Raw genomic sequence first — 20,725 nt, 5'->3', positions numbered from 1 at the left:
AGACTTTTGTGTGAGCTATCTCTAGAATGCCGCCGTTTGCCAGAAATCCATAGGTAAGCAAATTTGCATTGATTCATGAGGTGTTAATGAATTAATATGCAAATAAAGTGAGTGAATATTCTCTGGAGGGTGTTTTGATTAAGTCAGCGCTATTGGTTCTGGAAGACGGAACCCAGTTTCACGGTCGGGCCATAGGGGCAACAGGTTCGGCGGTTGGGGAAGTCGTTTTCAATACTTCAATGACCGGTTATCAAGAAATCCTCACTGATCCTTCCTATTCCCGCCAAATCGTCACTCTTACTTATCCTCATATCGGTAATGTCGGCACCAATGAAGCCGATGCAGAATCTTCTCAGGTACATGCGCAAGGCCTGGTCATCCGCGACCTGCCGCTGATTGCCAGCAACTTCCGCGATACTGAAGACCTCTCTTCTTACCTCAAGCGCCATAACATTGTGGCGATTGCTGATATCGATACCCGTAAGCTGACGCGTTTGCTGCGTGAAAAGGGTGCACAGAACGGCTGCATCATCGCGGGCGATAACCCGGATGCGGCGCTGGCACTGGAAAAAGCAAAAGCTTTCCCTGGCCTGAACGGTATGGATCTGGCGAAAGAGGTAACCACCGCGGAGCCTTATAGCTGGACGCAGGGGAGCTGGACACTGGTCGGTGACCTGCCGGAAGCGAAATCTGCCGATGAAATGCCGTTCCACGTTGTGGCTTACGATTTCGGTGCCAAACGTAACATTCTGCGTATGTTAGCGGACCGCGGCTGCCGCCTGACGGTTGTACCGGCGAAAACCTCAGCAGAAGACGTTCTGAAGATGAATCCGGACGGTATCTTCCTGTCCAACGGCCCTGGCGACCCGGCGCCGTGCGACTACGCAATTACCGCGATTCAGAAATTCCTCGAAACCGATATTCCGGTATTTGGCATCTGCCTCGGCCATCAGCTGTTGGCGCTGGCGAGCGGTGCGAAGACCATTAAGATGAAGTTTGGCCACCACGGCGGTAACCATCCGGTAAAAGATATTGATAACAATACCGTGATGATCACCGCACAGAACCACGGTTTTGCTGTAGATGAAGCCTCAATGCCTGCCAACCTGCGCGTGACCCACAAGTCACTGTTCGACGGCACCTTGCAGGGGATTCATCGTACCGACAAACCGGCGTTCAGCTTCCAGGGGCACCCTGAAGCGAGTCCGGGTCCGCACGACGCAGCACCGTTGTTCGACCACTTTATCGAGTTAATTGAGCAATACCGTCAGTCCGCGAAATAATCAGGAGTAAAAGAGCCATGCCAAAACGTACAGACATAAAAAGTATCCTGATTCTGGGCGCGGGTCCGATTGTTATCGGTCAGGCGTGTGAGTTTGACTATTCCGGCGCGCAGGCGTGTAAAGCCCTGCGTGAAGAGGGTTACCGCGTTATTCTGGTGAACTCCAACCCAGCAACCATCATGACCGACCCGGAAATGGCCGATGCCACTTACATCGAGCCGATTCACTGGGAAGTGGTACGCAAAATTATTGAGAAAGAACGCCCGGATGCGGTGCTGCCAACCATGGGCGGTCAGACAGCGCTGAACTGTGCGCTGGAACTGGAACGCCAGGGCGTACTGGCTGAGTTCGGCGTGACTATGATTGGTGCAACGGCGGATGCCATTGATAAAGCAGAAGACCGTCGTCGCTTCGATATCGCGATGAAGAAGATTGGTCTCGACACCGCACGTTCAGGCATCGCTCACACCATGGAAGAAGCGCTGGCGGTTGCCGCTGACGTTGGCTTCCCGTGCATTATCCGCCCTAGCTTCACCATGGGCGGCACCGGTGGCGGTATCGCCTACAACCGCGAAGAGTTCGAAGAAATCTGCGAACGCGGTCTGGATCTTTCCCCAACCAACGAGCTGCTGATTGATGAATCACTGATTGGCTGGAAAGAGTACGAGATGGAAGTGGTGCGTGATAAAAACGACAACTGCATCATCGTCTGCTCCATCGAAAACTTCGACGCGATGGGCATCCATACCGGTGACTCCATCACCGTAGCACCTGCCCAGACGCTGACCGACAAAGAATATCAAATCATGCGTAACGCCTCGATGGCGGTACTGCGTGAAATCGGCGTAGAAACCGGCGGCTCTAACGTCCAGTTTGCGGTAAACCCGAAAAACGGTCGCCTGATTGTCATCGAGATGAACCCGCGCGTGTCCCGCTCCTCGGCGCTGGCGTCCAAAGCTACCGGCTTCCCGATTGCGAAAGTTGCCGCCAAGCTGGCCGTAGGTTACACCCTCGACGAACTGATGAACGACATCACCGGTGGTCGTACTCCGGCCTCGTTTGAACCGTCCATCGACTACGTTGTGACGAAAATACCACGCTTCAACTTCGAGAAATTCGTTGGTGCTAACGACCGCCTGACCACGCAGATGAAATCTGTCGGTGAAGTGATGGCGATTGGTCGTACACAGCAGGAATCGTTGCAGAAAGCGCTGCGCGGTCTGGAAGTGGGCGCGACCGGCTTCGACCCGAAAGTAAGCCTGGACGACCCGGAAGCACTGACTAAAATCCGTCGCGAGCTGAAAGACGCTGGCGCTGAGCGTATCTGGTACATCGCCGATGCCTTCCGTGCTGGCCTGTCCGTCGATGGCGTGTTCAACCTGACCAACATCGACCGCTGGTTCCTGGTGCAGATCGAAGAGCTGGTACGTCTGGAAGAAAAAGTCACCGACCTTGGCATCAACGGCCTCGACGCTGACTTCCTGCGCGTACTGAAGCGCAAAGGCTTCGCCGATGCGCGTCTGGCGAAACTGGCCGGCGTTCGCGAAGCGGAAATCCGCAAACTGCGCGACCAGTACAATCTGCACCCGGTCTACAAACGCGTGGATACCTGTGCGGCAGAATTTGCCACTGACACCGCTTACATGTACTCCACCTATGAAGATGAGTGCGAAGCGAACCCGTCCGTTGACCGCGATAAAATCATGGTGCTGGGCGGTGGTCCAAACCGTATCGGTCAGGGCATTGAGTTTGACTACTGCTGCGTACACGCCTCGCTGGCGCTGCGCGAAGACGGTTATGAGACCATCATGGTCAACTGTAACCCGGAAACCGTTTCAACTGATTACGACACCTCTGACCGCCTGTACTTCGAGCCGGTCACGCTGGAAGACGTACTGGAAATCGTTCGTATCGAGAAGCCGAAAGGCGTCATCGTACAGTACGGCGGACAGACTCCGCTGAAGCTGGCGCGTGCGCTGGAAGCGGCAGGTGTACCGGTTATCGGTACCAGCCCGGATGCCATCGACCGCGCGGAAGACCGCGAGCGTTTCCAGCAGGCGGTTGACCGTCTGAAGCTGAAACAACCGGCGAATGCTACCGTAACGGCTATCGAACAGGCTATTGAGAAGGCGAAAGAGATTGGCTACCCGCTGGTGGTGCGTCCGTCGTATGTTCTCGGTGGTCGCGCGATGGAAATCGTCTACGACGAAGCCGACCTGCGTCGCTACTTCCAGACCGCGGTCAGCGTTTCTAACGATGCGCCGGTACTGCTGGACCGTTTCCTTGATGACGCGGTTGAAGTGGACGTGGACGCTATCTGCGACGGTGAAATGGTGCTGATTGGCGGCATCATGGAGCATATCGAACAGGCGGGCGTGCACTCCGGTGACTCCGCATGTTCTCTGCCTGCTTACACCCTGAGTCAGGAAATTCAGGATGTGATGCGCCAACAGGTGCAGAAACTGGCTTTCGAACTGCAGGTTCGCGGTCTGATGAACGTCCAGTTTGCAGTGAAGAATAACGAAGTTTACCTGATTGAAGTGAACCCGCGTGCAGCGCGTACCGTTCCGTTCGTCTCCAAGGCAACTGGTGTACCGCTGGCGAAAGTCGCGGCGCGCGTGATGGCCGGGAAAACGCTGGCACAGCAGGGCGTAACCAAAGAAGTTATCCCGCCGTATTACTCGGTAAAAGAAGTGGTGCTGCCGTTCAACAAATTCCCGGGCGTTGACCCGCTGTTAGGGCCAGAAATGCGCTCTACCGGGGAAGTGATGGGCGTGGGCCGTACCTTCGCGGAAGCGTTCGCCAAGGCACAGCTGGGCAGCAGCTCCACCATGAAAAAACAGGGTCGTGCGCTGCTCTCCGTTCGCGAAGGCGATAAAGAGCGCGTGGTTGACCTGGCAGCGAAACTGCTGAAGTTTGGCTTCGAGCTGGATGCGACGCACGGGACCGCGATTGTGCTGGGTGAAGCGGGTATCAATCCACGTCTGGTGAACAAGGTGCATGAAGGTCGTCCGCACATTCAGGACCGTATCAAGAATGGCGAGTACACCTATATCATCAACACCACCGAAGGTCGTCAGGCGATTGAAGACTCCAAGCTGATTCGCCGCAGCGCGCTGCAGTACAAAGTGCATTATGACACAACGCTGAACGGCGGTTTCGCCACTGCGATGGCGTTGAATGCCGATGCCACCGAGAAGGTAACCTCGGTGCAGGAAATGCACGCGCAGATCAAAAAGTAATAAACAAAAGGTCCGGTGAATATTGCTCTAACCGGACCTGTAATATAATTTTGAAAGGGTTTCTGTAAAGAAACCCTTTTTTTGTCTTGCGTAAGGTCATTCCTGGACAAGTCCGTTTCCGTAACCACATTTTCAATGTAATAAGCACGATATTGCTCACACTAATCAACATTCAAGTCGCATACTATCCTTTATATCCACAATTTTAATATGGCTTAGTTTTTATTAATTTGGACAGGCCGTAGCCAGATTTTTAATTTGTGAAAATGGTGTGCTTATGTGTGAAAAATATGTTGAAAGACCGCTTTATTTGTTAATTGCTGACTGGATGATGGCCGAGGATCGTTGGATCACCGCAAAGGAAATTTCCCGCCATTTTGATATCGAGCACTGCAAAGCAATTAATACGCTCTCTTATATTCTGTCGGAAGTGGGGGAAATTGTTTGTGAAGTGAAGATGATCCCTAACCAGATTGCAGGACGAGGCTGTCAGTGCCAGCGTCTGGTAAAAGTCGTGAGTATTGACTCTCATCTCTACAGCCGACTGAATCACAATTTGCAGGAGAAAAAGGTGAGCATGGCGAAAACGCCACGCCTGTCTGCCGTTCCTCCAACAGAGCTCAACCGTGAGCAGAAATGGCAGATGATGCTCTCCAAGAGTATGCGTCGCTAATAATCAGTTTGCCTGATGGCGGCATAAACGGTGATTGACACGTAGGCCGGATAAGCGTGAGCGCATCCGGCATCAATTACTGTGCTGATTTGGGTTTTACGTCCGTTGTGCCTTTCAGGCGTGGCCGGTTTTCTTCGACCCGCGTTAAGGGTAGTGTTTCGTGTAGACCTGTGTGGCAGCGAGTTGCAAGATCCTGATACTCTTTGGTGTTTAGCCGTTTCCAGTGCAGTTCCTGGTCCGTGACTTCACGCAATACGCGAGCGGGTGAGCCAACCAGCATCTGCCTTGCCTCTCCCTGAAATCCGGCTTTGACAAAGCTCATGGCGGCGACAATGCTCTCTTCGCCAATCACTGCGCCGTCCATAATGACGCTGTTCATGCCGATCAGCGCATCTCTGCCCACCACGCAACCGTGCAGGATTGCGCCATGGCCGATGTGTCCGTTTTCATGCACGATGGTATCGGTGTCACAGTAGCCGTGCATGATGCAGCCATCCTGCAAATTAGAACCTGCCTCCAGGATCAAGCGACCATAGTCACCGCGCAATGACGCATGCGGGCCAATATAAACTCCGGCACCCACTATGACATCGCCAATCAGCACGGCGCTGGGATGGACAAAGGCATCCGGATGTACCACCGGAATCAGGCCCTCAAAGGCGTAGTAGCTCATCGTTTTATCTCGGTTTTATTGCCGGATAAGCGAATCGCTATCCGGCATCGGCACATTAACGACCTTTCCACACCGGGTCGCGTTTTTCGGCAAACGCCTGCGGACCTTCAAGCGCATCTTCCGAATGCAGTACAGATGGATAGTGCTTCAGCACGCCGCTGCGGATGTAGCGGTAGCCTTCTTCCACCGTCATTTCGCTAGTGGTGCGATAGATCTCTTTCAGTGCGGCGATAGCCAGCGGGGCGCTATTGACCAACTGCTGCGCCAGTTCACGCGCGCTATCCATCAGTTCGCCCTGGCTGACAACGCGGTTGACGATGCCCCAACGCAGCGCTTCTTCGGCGCTCATTCGTCTGCCGGTCATCACCATTTCGTTGACGATTGCCGGTGGCAGCAGCTTAGGCAGACGCAGTACGCCGCCGCTGTCAGGCACGATCCCGAGCTTGGCTTCCGGCAGTGCGAAGCTGGCATTTTCCGCGCAGACAATAAAATCCGCTGCCAGCGCCAATTCAAAACCACCGCCAAACGCATAGCCGTTTACCGCAGCGATGACCGGCTTATCGAGATCGAAAATTTCGGTTAAACCGGCGAAGCCGCCTGGGCCAAAATCGGCATCTGGCGCTTCACCTTCAGCTGCCGCTTTTAAGTCCCAGCCTGCAGAAAAGAATTTCTCACCGCCGCCGGTGATAATCGCTACGCGTAATTCCGGGTCGTCACGAAAATTAAGAAACGCTTCACCCATGGCAAAGCTGGTTTTGGCGTCAATGGCATTGGCTTTAGGCCGGTCGAGGGTAATTTCCAGGATCGGGCCGTTACGGGTCAGATGTAATGAATCACTCATAGTTCATCTCCAGATAAATAGATTTCCCGGCAGGAGGAGTTCCTGTCGGAAGGGTTATTTCAGATTTTTTTTGATTATTTTTCCTGAACAATTGCGCGGCAGGTCGGTTCTTATCTCCATAAAAGAGGGAACCTTGAATTTCGCCATATTGTTTTCGCAGAAGCTGAAGAACTCGGCTTCGCTTAATGTTTCACCTTCATTAAGGACGATAAACGCTTTAATGGCTTCATCACGGATCGAATCTTTAATACCGACAACCACAATGTCCTGAATTTTGGGATGCGCAGAAATAATATTTTCCAGCTCGACGCAGGAGACATTTTCTCCGCCGCGTTTAATCATGTTGCAGCGCCTGTCGACGAAATAAAAATAGCCATCCTCATCCTGATAGCCCGAATCACCGGTATGTAACCAGCCCTCAGGTTCCAGCGCTTTGGCGGTAGCCTCCGGCTGCGCGTAGTACTCTTTGAAGATTGTTTTGCCCGGCACGCCTTTAATACAGATTTCGCCAATTTCTCCGGCGGGCAGGGGACGGTTGTGATCGTCGCGGATTTCGGCTTCATAGCTAAATCCCACGCGGCCAATGGAGGGCCAGCGTCGTTTGTCTCCGGGACGGTCGCCGATAATACCGACGATGGTTTCAGTCATACCGTAGGAGGTCAGCAGCCTGACGCCAAAGCGTTCGGTAAAATCGTCTTTTTCCTGCTCGGATAAATTGAGATAGAACATCACTTCGCGCAGGTGATGCTGTCTGTCGGTTGGTGCAGCGGGCTGCACCATTAGCGTTCTGATCATCATCGGAATGCATTCGGTAACCGTCGCCTTATATCTATGCACCTGATTCCAGAACGCCCTGGCACTGTACTTCTCTAGCAGCACAAAGGTGCTGCCAGCGGAGAATGCGGGCATTGCGGCGGTACACTGACAGTCGATATGAAACGCGGGCATCACCGTCATGTAGACGTCATCATCGCGCAGGGCGATTTGCCAGGCAGAGTAGTAGCCTGCAAAACGCAGGTTGTAGTGGGTAATTACCACCCCTTTAGGCCGTGAGGTGGTGCCTGAGGTAAACAGAATTTCCGCCGTATCGTCAGTGGATAACGCGGGCGTATAGCACAACGTGGTGGACTGGCGGGATTGCAGTTGGGTAAAGTGACTCACACCGTCGTCAGCCGGAAGCTGTTCGCCAATCAGACAGATATGATTAAGCGGGGTGCTATTTTCCAGCCGTATCTGGCGGTACATAGGATAAAACTGGGCGCTGGTGACCAGCAGACTTACCTGGCTGTTTTGCAGGATCCAGGCACTTTCTTCACCCAGCAAGCGGGCATTAATCGGTACCATAATGGCGCCAATTTTTGCCAGCCCAAACCAGCAAAAAATGAATTCCGGACAGTTATCCAGATGCAATGCGACCTTATCGCCCTTGCGGATCCCTAAGGAATGGAACAGGTTTGCCGTGCGGTTAATCTCTTCATTGAGCGAGGCATAGCTAAACTGCCGAACGACTCCTTCGCAGGATTCGAAAATTAACGCCGTTTTATCTCCGTACACCCCGGCAAGGTCGTCCCACATCTGACGTAAGTTTTGTCCGCCAACGATATCCATATTGCTTTATCCACTGAAATCAGGCGTGAGCGCTAACCATCGAGGGGTCAGCGCGTCGCGTTTATTCCTCAACTCTGGCCAGGCCTTTGCCGACCAGCTCATTTATGTCTGCTTCGCTATAACCAATATTTTTCAGAATGGCGGCAGTATCCATGCCATGTGACGGCATGCCACGCCAGATTTTCCCCGGGTTGTTTTTAAATTTCGGCATGATGTTTGGCCCTTTGCAGGTGCGGCCATCCATTGTTTGCCACTGAGTAATAGATTCACGGGCAACGTACTGCGGGTTGCCTTCCAGTTCAGGAATAGTCAGCACCTTCGCGCAGGCGATGTTCAGCTCAGCAAAGCGCGCCTGGACTTCGGCGATGGTGTGCGTTGCCAGCCAGGCGTCCAGTTTCTCTTCCACAAGCGGGCCGTAAGGGCATTCCACACGATGGATAAGCTGGGTGCCTTCCGGGACTTCCGGTGTGCCAAGAATGTGGGCGAGGCCAATATCCTTGAAGCATTCGTTGATTTGCGTGATGCCGACCAGCTCCATAACGATATAGCCATCGGCGCATTTATACAGGCCGCAGCCAGCGTAATACGGGTCTTTGCCTTTGGTCATGCGTGGGCAAATTTCGCCGCCGTTGAAGTAATCCATCATGAAATACTGACCCATGCGCAGCATCACTTCGTACATAGCGATATCGATGCTTTCACCTTTACCCGTTTCGCGCACTTTGTGCAGGGCCGCCAGCGCTGCTGTCGTTGCGGTCATCCCGGAGAAGTAATCGGCGGTGTACGGGAAGGCGGGCATTGGCTGATCCACGTCGCCGTTTTGGATCAGATAGCCGCTGAACGCTTGCGCGATGGTGTTATACGCCGGAAGATTGGTGTACTCCTCGGTACCAAACTGGCCGAAGCCGGAAAGGTGGGCGATAACCAGTTTCGGGTTATGTTCCCACAGCACTTCATCGGTAATACCGCGGCGGGCAAAGGCCGGACCTTTACTGGCTTCAATGAAAATATCGGTGGTTTCCATCAGCTTCAGAAACGCTTCCCGGCCTTCATCTTTGAAAATATTCAGCGACAGGGCGTGCAGGTTCCGGCGTGAGAGCTGCGGATAGTTAGGCTGTACGCGGATGGTATCGGCCCATGCGACGTTTTCAATCCAGATAACCTCGGCACCCCATTCGGCGAACATCTGTCCGGCGAACGGACCGGCGATTTCGATCCCTGAAAAAACAACGCGTACCCCGGAAAGCGGGCCGAAGGCTGGCATTGGTAAATGATTCATCATTTTTCTCCTGGCATTTATGGGTGTCCATGTAGGCCGGATAAGGCACTCGCGCCGCCATCCGGCATTGATTGCCTGATGGCAACGCTAAGGCGTCTTATCAGGCCTACAGGTTGTGTCGTTCTATCGGTATTGCTTGAGTACCGCACGACCCAACGTCAGGATCTGCATTTCGTCAGAACCACCAGAAACACGGTCAACGCGCAAGTCACGCCAGAAACGCGTGATGCGGTGGTTGCCCGCGATACCAACACCTCCCAGTACCTGCATGGCGGTGTCTACCACTTCAAACGCGGCGTTGGCGCAGAAGTATTTGCACATTGCTGCGTCGCCGGAGGTAATGGTGCCGTTATCCGCTTTCCATGCGGCTTCCAACAGCATGTTTTTCATGGAGTTCAGTTTGATCGCCATGTGCGCGAACTTCTCCTGGATCAGCTGGAAACGGCCGATCGTTTCGCCAAACTGCACGCGTTGGTTGGCGTAACGCGCGGCGTCTTCAAAAGCGCACATTGCCGTACCGTAGTTGGTCAGCGCGACGAGGAAGCGTTCATGGTCAAACTCTTCTTTCACACGGTTGAAGCCATTACCTTCCCGACCGAACATGTCTTTCTCGTCCAGTTCAACGTCATCAAAGGTGATTTCACAGCAGCTATCCATGCGCAAACCGAGTTTCTCCAGTTTGTTGACCTTGATACCCGCTTTGCTCATGTCAACAAACCACTCGGTATAAACAGGTTTATCCGGTGATGCACCATCTCTCGCCATCACTACGATGTACGGGGTATAGGCGCTACTGGTGATAAAGCACTTACTGCCATTAAGATAAACCTTACCATTTTTGCGTGTATAAGTGGTTTTCAGACTGCCAACATCCGATCCCGCTCCCGGTTCTGTGATCGCCGAGTTCCACATCTGCTTACCGGTCCCCTGGAACGCCATGATTTTATCAATTTGCTCTTGGGTACCTTCACGCAGAAAAGTGTTAAAACCGCCTGGTAATTGGTACAACACGTAAGTCGGTGCGCCAAGACGTCCGAGTTCCATCCAGACGGCGGCAACGGTGACAAAACCGGCTTCCAGCCCGCCGTGTTCTTCCGGGATCAACAGGCTATCGATGCCCATATCCGCCAGCGCTTTTACAAAACGCTCAGGGTAGACGCTGTCGCGATCGCACTCGGCAAAATAAGCTTCCCAGTTCTCACTGGCCATCAGTTCACGAATACCGGCGACAAACAGTTCCTGCTCGTCATTTAAGTTGAAATCCATCTTTCAGCCTCTTGATCAATTGGGTTAATAAGAATTACTTGTCTTTCCAGTGCACTTTGGCGTCTTTAATAAAGGACAGCGTCACCATGATGTTGACGAAGAACAGCGGACATCCCCCGGCGATAATTGCGGTCTGAATGGGCTTCAGCCCACCCAGCGCCAGCAGAACGATGCCGATGACGCCGACCAGAACTGACCAACCGATACGCACCAACAGCGGCGGTTCTTCACCATCACGAACTTCGCGACAGGTGGACATCGCCAGGGTATAGGAGCAGGCGTTAATCAGCGTGACGGTGGCAATAAAGCAGAGGATAAAGAATCCCCACATGGTGGCGGTGCTGAGCGGTAAAGCAGCCCAGGTTTCGATAATGGCGCGCGCCACGCCGTGTTGTTCAATCAGTTGCGGGATGTTGAGAATGTTTTTATCCATCAGCAGCAGCGTGTTGCTGCCAAGGACGGTCCACAGGATCCAGGTGGAAGCGGTCAGGCCCAGTACCATCCCGAAACACAGTTCACGTACGGTACGACCCCGAGAAATACGTGCCAGGAAGATACTCATCTGGATAGCGTAAATAACCCACCACGCCCAGTAGAAAACAGTCCAGCCCTGCGGGAAGCCGCCTTTGCCGATGGCATCGGTATAGAACAGCATGCGCGGCAGATGCATCAGCAGCATGCCGACCGAGTCGGTGAAGTAGTTCATGATGAAGCTGGCGCCACTGACGATAAACACCCAGCCGAGCATCAGGAAGCTCAGATAACTACGTACGTCGCTGGCGATCTTGACCCCTTTTTGCAGGCCGCAGGCCACGCAAATGGCGTTCAATATGATCCAGCAGGTAATGATGATGGCGTCGAGTTGCAGCGTATGCGGAATACCGAACAGCCATTGCATACACTCGGTTACCAGCGGGGTAGCGAGACCGAGGCTGGTGCCCATCGCGAAGATCAGCGCCACCAGATAGAAGTTATCGACGATGGTGCCGAACAAGCCCTTAGCATGCTTCTCGCCAACTAACGGTACCAGCGTGGAACTGGGGCGGATAACGTCCATTTTGCGTACAAAGAAGAAGTAGGCGAACGCGACTGAAAGGAAGCTGTAGGTCGCCCACGGCAGCGGTCCCCAGTGGAACAAGCTGTACGCCAGAGCTATCTCTTTTGCGCCAACGGAGTTGGGGGCGAGAGCAAACGGCGGGGTAGAGATATAGTAGTAGATCTCGATGGAACCCCAGAACAGCACCGCGGCGGATGTACAGGAAGCGAACATCATAAAAATCCAGCTGGCGGTACTAAACTCAGGTTTTTCGTCGCCTAATTTCTTTTTCGAATACGGGCCAAAGACCAACCAGAACCAGCCGAAGAGCATGACGACCATATACCATTCGAATGCCCAACCCCAGACGTTGGTGACATAACTGAATACCGCATTAATAACGACGTTAGCGGCATCAAGATCTCTTACTGTTAACCAACAAAGTATCCCAACAATTATTAATGGCGGAAAAAAAACCTTCGGTTCAATTCCCGACTTTCTCTTTTCATTTTTCATAAGTGAATTCCAGTGTGAAAACGAAATTTATTTAGCGTGCCCGTATGTGATCGTTTGTTTATTTGTTATTAATGATTTGTTGATAACTTTTTAACCTCTGGGGCGCCTCAGTGAGTAACTCATAATGGGTATTCATTTCCGGCTATTCTGTTATCTGTGTCACACTTTTTTATGCTGGTTATTTTGTCTGAAAATCCAATTAATTCTTTTATTAATCATTGTGTTGATGTTGATTTTTTAACTTTTTTAAGTGACTGGCGTTCAATATTGTTGAACCAGCAAACAATATTGAAAATTTTCGTATTTGACATGTTTCTTTCAATATTGGTGAGGTGCATAACACTATTGAAAGTTACGAATATCAATGTGTGACATTTTCAATATTGGTGATTAATGTTTTATTTCCGAATTAAAGAGCGTGATATCTGTATTTAACACCGCCGATATAAATACGTTTCCTTCATGATTTCTGGAGATGCAATGAAGATAATTACTTGCTACAAATGCGTACCTGATGAGCAGGATATTGCGATTAATAATGCTGATGGAACACTCGATTTCAGCAAAGCAGATGGCAAAATCAGCCAATATGATCTGAATGCGATCGAAGCGGCTTGCCAGTTAAAACAGCAGGTGGGAGAGGCTCAGGTTGTGGCCATGAGCGTCGGCGGCAAAGCGCTGACCAATGCAAAAGGGCGCAAAGATGTGCTCTCCCGTGGCCCTGATGAACTGATTGTTGTCATTGACGATCAATTTGAACAGGCGCTGCCGCAACAAACCGCCACTGCGCTGGCTGCCGCCGCACAAAAATCAGGTTTTGATCTGCTTATTTGCGGCGACGGTTCTTCCGATCTTTATGCTCAGCAGGTTGGTCTGCTGGTGGGCGAAATGCTGAACGTGCCGGCGATTAACGGCGTGAGTAAAATCCTCTCTCTTACCGACAGCACGCTGACGGTAGAGCGTGAACTGGAAGATGAAGTTGAAACCCTGAGTATCCCGCTTCCGGCGGTGATCGCGGTCTCTACCGACATCAACACCCCTCAAATCCCTTCCATGAAAGCCATTCTTGGTGCAGCGAAAAAACCGGTCCAGGTCTGGTCGTCTGCGGACATTGGGCTGAACGGCGCGCAAGCGTATTCCGAACAACAGGTTGCCGCACCGAAGCAGCGCGAGCGTCAGCGCGTTGTGATTGAAGGTGACGGTGAAGAACAGATTGCCGCGTTTGTCGAGAATCTTCGCAAAATCATTTAATTATCAGGGGATGTTATGAACAAATTTTCCAGTGTCTGGGTATTCAGCGATACCCCTTCTCGTCTGCCGGAACTGATGAATGGTGCGCAGGCTTTAGGTGAAAACGTTAACACGTTTGTGCTCAGCGATGAGGACAGCGCGGCGGCATGCCATTTAGGTGCGGATCATGTCTGGCTGCTCAGCGGCAAACCAGAAGACCGTATGGTTGAAGACTACGCCGATGCGATGGCCGAAACCATTCGTCAGCACAGCGAGGGCGGCGCGGTGCTGCTGCCGAATACGCGTCGGGGCAAGCTGTTAGCGGCAAAGCTGGGCTTTCGCTTGTCGGCTGCAGTCTCAAACGACGCCAGCGCAGTCGCGGTGCAGGACGGAAAAGCGGCGGTCAAACATATGGTCTACGGCGGCCTGGCGATGGGAGCAGAAACAATCGCTTCACCGTTTGCCGTGATCACTCTCAGCAGCGGAACGTTTGACGCGCAGCAACCGGATACTGCCCGCAGCGGCGAGGTGCACACCGTCCAGTGGCAGGCTCCGACTATCGCCGTGACCCGTACGGCAACACAGGCGCGTCAGAGCAACAGCGTCGATCTCGACAAAGCCCGTCTGGTGGTCAGCGTGGGACGCGGTATTGGTAGCAAAGAAAATATCTCGCTGGCCGAAGCGCTGTGCCAGACGATTGGCGCTGAGCTGGCCTGTTCACGTCCGGTAGCGGAAAACGAGAAGTGGATGGAGCACGAACGCTACGTCGGTATTTCCAACCTGATGCTCAAGCCAGAACTGTACCTGGCCGTGGGGATCTCCGGGCAGATCCAACATATGGTCGGCGCCAACGGCGCGCAGACGATTTTCGCCATCAACAAAGATAAAAATGCGCCGATCTTCCAGTACGCAGATTTTGGCATCGTTGGCGATGCGCTGAAGATCCTGCCTGCGCTGACGGCTGCTCTGGCGCGTTAAACCATTCGGGCAGGGTGCGAAAGTATCCTGCCACTGACAGGAGTACGTATGTCCGAAGATATCTTTGATGCCATCATCGTGGGTGCAGGTCTGGCCGGTTCGGTTGCGGCGCTGGTGCTGGCTCGGGAAGGTGCACAGGTGCTGGTCATCGAGCGCGGTAATTCTGCTGGCGCGAAGAATGTCACCGGTGGGCGCATGTATGCGCATAGCCTGGAACGCATCATTCCCGGCTTTGCTGAGCAGGCCCCCATTGAACGCATAATCACCCACGAAAAACTCGCCTTTATGACCGACAAAGGGGCGATGACCATCGACTATTGCAATGGTGAAGAGGCCGCATCGTCGCAGGTTTCTTATTCCGTCTTACGCAGCAAATTTGACGCCTGGCTGATGGAGCAGGCCGAGGAGGCGGGAGCCCAGCTTATCACCGGTATTCGGGTGGATAACGTTGTGCAACGCGAAGGCAAAGTCGTGGGTGTGGAAGCCGACGGCGATATTCTGGAAGCCAAAGTGGTGATCCTCGCTGACGGGGTGAATTCTCTGTTGGCAGAAAAACTGGGCATGGCAAAGCGCGTTGAGGCATCGCATGTTGCCGTTGGCGTAAAAGAGCTGATCGAATTGCCAAAATCGGTGATTGAAGATCGTTTCCAGTTACAGGGGAACGAAGGTGCAGCTTGCCTGTTTGCCGGTTCGCCAACCGATGGGTTGATGGGCGGGGGCTTCCTCTATACTAATGAAACGACACTTTCTCTGGGGCTGGTCTGCGGTCTTCATCATCTGAAAGATGCTAAAAAATCGGTCCCACAAATGCTGGAAGATTTCAAACAGCATCCGGCGGTTGCCCCACTGATCGCCGGTGGCAAGCTGGTGGAATATGCCGCGCACGTCGTACCGGAGGCCGGTATGAATATGCAGCCTGAACTGGTGGGTGACGGTGTGCTGATTGCCGGTGATGCTGCCGGAATGTGTATGAACCTCGGCTTTACCATCCGCGGTATGGATCTCGCCATATCTGCAGGCGAAGCGGCCGCGAAAACGGTGCTTTCCGCAATGAAGCGCGACGACTTCAGCAAGCAGTCGCTGGGCGAATACCGTCAGCATCTCGATGATGGTCCAATGCGCGATATGCGCATGTATCAGAAGCTTCCCGCTTTCCTTGATAACCCACGCATGTTTACCGCCTATCCCGAAATGGCGGTCAGCATCGCGCGCGACCTGTTCACCGTAGATGGCTCTGCTCCGGTGCCAATGCGCAAAAAAATCCTGCGTCATGCGAAGAAAGTGGGCTTCATCAACCTGATGAAAGATGGCCTGAAAGGAGTGACCGTATTATGACATCTCCCGTCAATGTGGACGTCAAACTGGGCGTCAATAAGTTCAATGTGGATGAAGACAGCCCGCACATCATTCTCAAAACCGATCCTGATAAACAGGCGCTGGAAGTACTGATTAAAGCTTGTCCAGCCGGACTGTATAAAAAGCAGGACGACGGCAGCGTCCGTTTTGATTACGCCGGATGCCTGGAGTGCGGAACGTGCCGCATTCTCGGACTTGATACAGCGTTGGAAAAATGGGAATACCCGCGCGGGACATTTGGCGTGGAGTTTCGCTACGGCTAATAAGTACGAGGTTGTGCACCCGTAGGTCGGATAAGACGTGGTAGCGTTGCCATCCGGCAATCATGTGGCGCCAATGCCGGATGGCGGCGTAAACGCCTTATCCGGCTTACAGATGACGCTTTGCCCGTGTTGAAACAGGAAGTCGCTATGCAGCAGCCCAGGAACTTTGATGACATCAAATTTACCTCTATTCACCGCCGGATAATGCTGTGGGGAAGCGGTGGGCCATTTCTGGATGGTTATGTGCTGGTGATGATTGGCGTGGCGCTGGAACAGCTCACGCCAGCATTGAAACTGGACGCACAGTGGATCGGTCTGCTGGGGGCCGGCACGCTCGCCGGTCTGTTTGTGGGGACGTCGCTGTTTGGCTACATTTCCGATAAGGTCGGGCGGCGCAAAATGTTCATCATCGATATTATCGCCATTGGCGTGATATCGGCGGCAACCATGTTTGTTTCCTCACCCATTGAGCTGTTGGTAATGCGTGTGCTGATCGGCATTGTGATTGGTGCCGATTATCCGATTGCTACCTCGATGATTACTGAGTTCTCCAATACCCGCCAGCGCGCTTTCTCCATCGGTTTTATCGCCGCGATGTGGTATGTCGGCGCCACCTGTGCCGATCTGGTCGGTTACTGGCTGTATGATGTTGAAGGAGGATGGCGCTGGATGCTGGGCAGCGCGGTGATCCCTTGTATTTTGATCCTGATTGGGCGCTTCGATCTTCCTGAATCGCCGCGCTGGCTGCTGCGTAAAGGTCGGGTGAAAGAGTGTGAAGCGATGATGATCAAACTGTTCGGCGAACCGGTGGTGTTCGACGAAGAGGCGCCGCAAGAAACTCGCTTCCTGCAGCTGTTTAACCGCCGTCATTTCCCGTTTGTCCTGTTTGTCGCCGCTATCTGGACCTGTCAGGTGATCCCGATGTTCGCCATTTATACCTTTGGTCCGCAGATTGTTGGACTGTTGGGGCTTGGTGCCGGGAAAAGCGCGGCGTTGGGCAATGTGGTGATAAGCCTGTGCTTTATGCTGGGGTGCATTCCACCCATGTTCTGGCTTAATAGCGCGGGCCGTCGGCCATTGTTAATTGGCAGCTTTATTATGATGACGCTGGCGCTGGCCGTGCTGGGGTTAATTCCTGATATGGGAGCGTGGCTGGTGGTGCTGGCGTTTGCCGTGTACGCCTTTTTCTCGGGGGGACCGGGAAATCTTCAGTGGCTGTACCCAAATGAACTGTTCCCTACCGACATTCGCGCATCTGCCGTCGGGGTGATTATGTCCTTAAGCCGCATCGGCACCATTGTTTCAACCTGGGCGCTGCCGGTGTTCATTACCAAATACGGGATCAGCAATGTCATGCTGATGGGCGCAGGAATTTCGCTGATTGGCCTGCTGGTGTCCATCGCTTTCGCCCCGGAAACGCGAGGTCTGACGCTGGCGCAAACCAGTCAAATGACGATTCGCAGTAAGCCCGTGACCAGGGCGAGTTATTAGGAGTGTTCTGTATTTTCCCTGTAACTCAGTCAGTTAGCCTACAGTTAACTGGGTATATCACTGAAAACAACTGAAAAGCAGGGAGAACACCATGCAAAAACATATCCTGATCACCTCAATTTTTACCGCAGCAGCACTGTTTACCGTGGCCGGTTGTTCCTCAAACCAGGCGGTTAAAACCACCGATGGCAAAACAATCGTCACTGACGGCAAACCGCAAGTCGATGATGATACTGGCCTGGTGTCGTATAAAAATGCGCAAACGGGTAAGACGGAACAGATTAACCGCGATCAGGTTAAAGATATGAGTGAACTGGATAACTAGTTCAGTTTTCTCCATTCAGCCACTCAATAATATTGACTGTTAGCCTGTGGATTAAGTGACTAAACTCACTGTTATTACAATAATGCAGTGAAACAGGCTAATCATGATCCTCATCATTTATGCGCATCCCTATCCGCAGCATTCGCATGCGAATAAGCGGATGCTTGAACAGGCAAGGACGCTGGAGGGCGTGGAGATCCGCTCGCTCTACCAGCTCTACCCCGACTTCAATATCGATATTGCCGCTGAACAGGATGCGCTGGCACGCGCTGATTTGATCATCTGGCAGCATCCGATGCAGTGGTACAGCACACCTCCATTACTCAAGCTGTGGATGGATAAAGTCCTTTCGCACGGCTGGGCGTATGGCCATGGCGGTACTGCGCTGCACGGTAAACATCTGCTGTGGGCGGTGACGACCGGCGGCGGTGAAAACCACTTCGATATTGGCTCCCATCCCGGATTTGATGTGCTTTCTCAACCCTTACAGGCGACGGCACTTTATTGTGGCCTCAAATGGCTACCGCCGTTTGCGATGCACTGTACGTTTATCTGTGATGATGAAACCCTGCAAGCGCAGGCGCGTCACTACAAACAGCGTCTGATGGAATGGCAGGAGGCACACAATGGATAGCCATACGCTGATACAGGCGCTGATTTATCTCGGATCGGCGGCACTGATTGTCCCCATCGCCGTACGGCTGGGACTCGGGTCGGTACTGGGGTATCTCATCGCCGGGTGCATTATCGGCCCATGGGGCCTGAGGCTGGTGACGGACGCTGAATCCATCCTGCATTTTGCGGAGATCGGTGTGGTGCTGATGCTGTTTGTCATTGGTCTGGAGCTGGATCCGCAACGTTTGTGGAAACTGCGAGCCTCGGTGTTCGGCGGCGGCGCATTGCAAATGGTGGTCTGCGGAGGCCTGATTGGTGTGTTCTGTATGTTCCTCGGCCTGCGCTGGCAGGTAGCGGAGCTGATCGGCATGACGCTGGCGCTTTCCTCTACGGCTATTGCTATGCAGGCGATGAATGAACGCAACCTGATGGTGTCGCAAATGGGCCGCAGCGCGTTTGCCGTGCTGCTGTTCCAGGATATCGCTGCTATTCCACTGGTGGCGATGATTCCGTTACTGGCAGCGAGTGGCGCATCAACAACGCTTGGGGCGTTTGCATTGTCTGCCCTTAAGGTAGCGGGCGCACTGGTGCTGGTGGTGCTGTTAGGTCGTTATGTCACACGTCCTGCCTTGCGTTTTGTCGCCCGTTCGGGCCTGCGGGAAGTGTTCAGTGCCGTTGCGCTGTTCCTCGTGTTTGGCTTCGGTCTGCTGTTGGAAGAGGTTGGATTGTCGATGGCGATGGGGGCATTCCTGGCCGGGGTGCTGCTGGCAAGCTCTGAGTATCGCCACGCGTTGGAAAGCGACATTGAGCCATTTAAAGGACTGCTGCTGGGGCTGTTCTTCATCGGTGTAGGGATGTCTATCGACTTTGGTACGCTGATTGATAATCCCTTGCGCATTATCATTCTACTGGTCGGTTTCCTGGTTATCAAAACCGTCATGCTGTGGTTGATAGCGAAACCGTTGCAGGTGCCGAACAAGCAGCGCCGCTGGTTTGCCGTATTATTAGGGCAGGGCAGTGAGTTTGCCTTTGTGGTGTTTGGCGCGGCGCAAATGGCAAATGTGCTCGATCCTGACTGGGCGAAATCGCTGACGCTGGCGGTGGCGTTGTCGATGGCGGCTACACCGATTTTGCTGGTGATTTTGACGCGTCTGGAAAAATCGGCGACTGAGGAAGAGCGCGAAGCCGATGAAATCGATGAGGAGCAACCGCGGGTGATCATCGCCGGGTTTGGGCGATTTGGCCAGATAACCGGTCGTTTGCTGTTGTCGAGCGGGGTCAAAATGGTGGTTCTTGATCATGACCCGGACCATATCGAAACGCTGCGTAAATTCGGGATGAAGGTTTTCTATGGCGACGCGACCCGGATGGATCTGCTGGAGTCTGCCGGGGCGGCGAAAGCTGAAGTTATTATTAATGCCATTGACGATCCGCAAACCAGCCTGCAATTAACCGAAATGGTGAAAGAGCATTTCCCGCATCTGCAAATTATTGCTCGTGCGCGCGACGTGGATCATTACATCCGCCTGCGCCAGGCGGGCGTGGATATGCCGGAACGTGAAACCTTTGAAGGTGCACTGAAGACCGGACGTCTGGCACTGGAAGGTCTCGGGCTAGGGCGCTATGAGGCACGTGAGCGGGCTGACGTATTCCGCCGATTCAATACCATGATGGTAGAGGAGATGGTGAAAGGGGAAAATGACGCGACTTCCCGCGCAGCCGTTTATAAACGCACCAGCGCAATGCTGAGTGAAATTATTGCGGAAGATCGTCAGCACTTATCGTTAATTCAACGCCATGGCTGGCAAGGCACGGATGAAGGTAAGCATACGGGCGACGTCGCCGATGAGCCGGAAGTGAAACCGTCAGCATAGGGTAAAAAATGTGATGTTCTGCAAACTTTACTGCTAATTGGCTGTTTTTGAACTACTGTAATGCTGGCGTACCACCTTAAATAGGTCGGTTCGCCAGCAGAACGGAAAATTTTCCTGTTCATCCTCTTTCCGCCAGTCGACGAAAGATTGCGCTTTCCGTATAGTGGCGACAATTT

The 20,725-nt window shown here is 53.1% G+C and carries 17 protein-coding genes; 11 read left to right on the top strand and 6 right to left on the bottom strand.

Annotated features, from left to right (window positions below; all coding sequences use genetic code 11):
- Positions 1 to 134 precede the first annotated feature (134 nt).
- From carA to caiF, 3 genes are all read left to right on the top strand, one after another.
- The gene (gene carA / locus OGY33_RS23000) at positions 135 to 1,283 is read left to right on the top strand and encodes a glutamine-hydrolyzing carbamoyl-phosphate synthase small subunit (protein ID WP_048214966.1); all 1,149 of its coding nucleotides are present in this window, start codon (positions 135 to 137) and stop codon (positions 1,281 to 1,283) included.
- Between the two features lie 17 nt (positions 1,284 to 1,300).
- Positions 1,301 to 4,525 (top strand): carbamoyl-phosphate synthase large subunit, encoded by a 3,225-nt coding sequence (gene carB, locus OGY33_RS22995; RefSeq protein WP_048214965.1) that lies wholly within the window; start codon positions 1,301 to 1,303, stop codon positions 4,523 to 4,525.
- Between the two features lie 277 nt (positions 4,526 to 4,802).
- The gene (gene caiF / locus OGY33_RS22990) at positions 4,803 to 5,198 is read left to right on the top strand and encodes a carnitine metabolism transcriptional regulator CaiF (RefSeq protein ID WP_003829705.1); all 396 of its coding nucleotides are present in this window, start codon (positions 4,803 to 4,805) and stop codon (positions 5,196 to 5,198) included.
- Positions 5,199 to 5,274: 76 nt separating this feature from the next.
- Here caiF and caiE read toward each other — a convergent pair whose 3' ends face one another.
- The 6 genes from caiE to caiT form a co-directional block, all read right to left on the bottom strand.
- Complete coding sequence (caiE, locus tag OGY33_RS22985; RefSeq protein WP_103285785.1) at positions 5,275 to 5,871, bottom strand: carnitine operon protein CaiE; 597 nt, start codon at positions 5,869 to 5,871, stop codon at positions 5,275 to 5,277.
- Positions 5,872 to 5,926: 55 nt separating this feature from the next.
- The gene (gene caiD, locus OGY33_RS22980) at positions 5,927 to 6,712 is read right to left on the bottom strand and encodes a crotonobetainyl-CoA hydratase (RefSeq protein WP_008786162.1); all 786 of its coding nucleotides are present in this window, start codon (positions 6,710 to 6,712) and stop codon (positions 5,927 to 5,929) included.
- Between the two features lie 54 nt (positions 6,713 to 6,766).
- Complete coding sequence (gene caiC, locus OGY33_RS22975; RefSeq protein WP_048214963.1) at positions 6,767 to 8,320, bottom strand: crotonobetaine/carnitine-CoA ligase; 1,554 nt, start codon at positions 8,318 to 8,320, stop codon at positions 6,767 to 6,769.
- 61 nt (positions 8,321 to 8,381) lie between these two features.
- Positions 8,382 to 9,599, bottom strand: coding sequence for an L-carnitine CoA-transferase (caiB, locus tag OGY33_RS22970; RefSeq protein ID WP_003018901.1), 1,218 nt, complete (start codon positions 9,597 to 9,599; stop codon positions 8,382 to 8,384).
- Positions 9,600 to 9,722: 123 nt separating this feature from the next.
- Positions 9,723 to 10,865: a crotonobetainyl-CoA dehydrogenase gene (caiA, locus tag OGY33_RS22965; protein ID WP_003018898.1), complete on the bottom strand. Its 1,143-nt coding sequence runs from the start codon at positions 10,863 to 10,865 to the stop codon at positions 9,723 to 9,725.
- A gap of 34 nt (positions 10,866 to 10,899) precedes the next feature.
- Complete coding sequence (caiT, locus tag OGY33_RS22960; RefSeq protein WP_003829695.1) at positions 10,900 to 12,417, bottom strand: L-carnitine/gamma-butyrobetaine antiporter; 1,518 nt, start codon at positions 12,415 to 12,417, stop codon at positions 10,900 to 10,902.
- Positions 12,418 to 12,897: 480 nt separating this feature from the next.
- Between caiT and OGY33_RS22955 the strand changes: the two genes are divergently transcribed.
- The 8 genes from OGY33_RS22955 to kefC all read left to right on the top strand — a co-directional run bounded on the left by OGY33_RS22955 (position 12,898) and on the right by kefC (position 20,549).
- A complete protein-coding gene (locus tag OGY33_RS22955; RefSeq protein ID WP_032942343.1) occupies positions 12,898 to 13,668 on the top strand; it encodes an electron transfer flavoprotein FixA in 771 nt (256 codons plus the stop codon).
- Between the two features lie 15 nt (positions 13,669 to 13,683).
- The gene (locus OGY33_RS22950) at positions 13,684 to 14,625 is read left to right on the top strand and encodes an electron transfer flavoprotein subunit alpha/FixB family protein (RefSeq protein WP_191238870.1); all 942 of its coding nucleotides are present in this window, start codon (positions 13,684 to 13,686) and stop codon (positions 14,623 to 14,625) included.
- A gap of 48 nt (positions 14,626 to 14,673) precedes the next feature.
- Positions 14,674 to 15,960: an FAD-dependent oxidoreductase gene (locus OGY33_RS22945; RefSeq protein ID WP_003018887.1), complete on the top strand. Its 1,287-nt coding sequence runs from the start codon at positions 14,674 to 14,676 to the stop codon at positions 15,958 to 15,960.
- A complete protein-coding gene (fixX, locus tag OGY33_RS22940) occupies positions 15,957 to 16,244 on the top strand; it encodes a ferredoxin-like protein FixX (protein WP_000203736.1) in 288 nt (95 codons plus the stop codon). Before OGY33_RS22945 ends, fixX begins: the two co-directional genes overlap by 4 nt.
- Positions 16,245 to 16,391: 147 nt before the next feature.
- A complete protein-coding gene (locus OGY33_RS22935) occupies positions 16,392 to 17,735 on the top strand; it encodes an MFS transporter (RefSeq protein ID WP_020996234.1) in 1,344 nt (447 codons plus the stop codon).
- A gap of 91 nt (positions 17,736 to 17,826) precedes the next feature.
- Positions 17,827 to 18,060: a YgdI/YgdR family lipoprotein gene (locus OGY33_RS22930; RefSeq protein WP_003018880.1), complete on the top strand. Its 234-nt coding sequence runs from the start codon at positions 17,827 to 17,829 to the stop codon at positions 18,058 to 18,060.
- Between the two features lie 103 nt (positions 18,061 to 18,163).
- On the top strand, positions 18,164 to 18,694 hold the full coding sequence (gene kefF / locus OGY33_RS22925) for a glutathione-regulated potassium-efflux system oxidoreductase KefF (RefSeq protein WP_191238869.1): 531 nt from the start codon (positions 18,164 to 18,166) through the stop codon (positions 18,692 to 18,694).
- Positions 18,687 to 20,549, top strand: a complete 1,863-nt coding sequence (gene kefC / locus OGY33_RS22920; RefSeq protein WP_003829616.1) for a glutathione-regulated potassium-efflux system protein KefC — start codon at positions 18,687 to 18,689, stop codon at positions 20,547 to 20,549. Before kefF ends, kefC begins: the two co-directional genes overlap by 8 nt.
- Positions 20,550 to 20,725 lie beyond the last annotated feature (176 nt).

Origin of the sequence: Citrobacter sp. Cpo032 (genome assembly GCF_030332975.1) — a bacterium.
GTDB lineage: Bacteria > Pseudomonadota > Gammaproteobacteria > Enterobacterales > Enterobacteriaceae > Citrobacter > Citrobacter portucalensis.
Note: the sequence above shows the minus strand (reverse complement) of the source record. Positions and strands in the feature narration are given on the sequence as shown.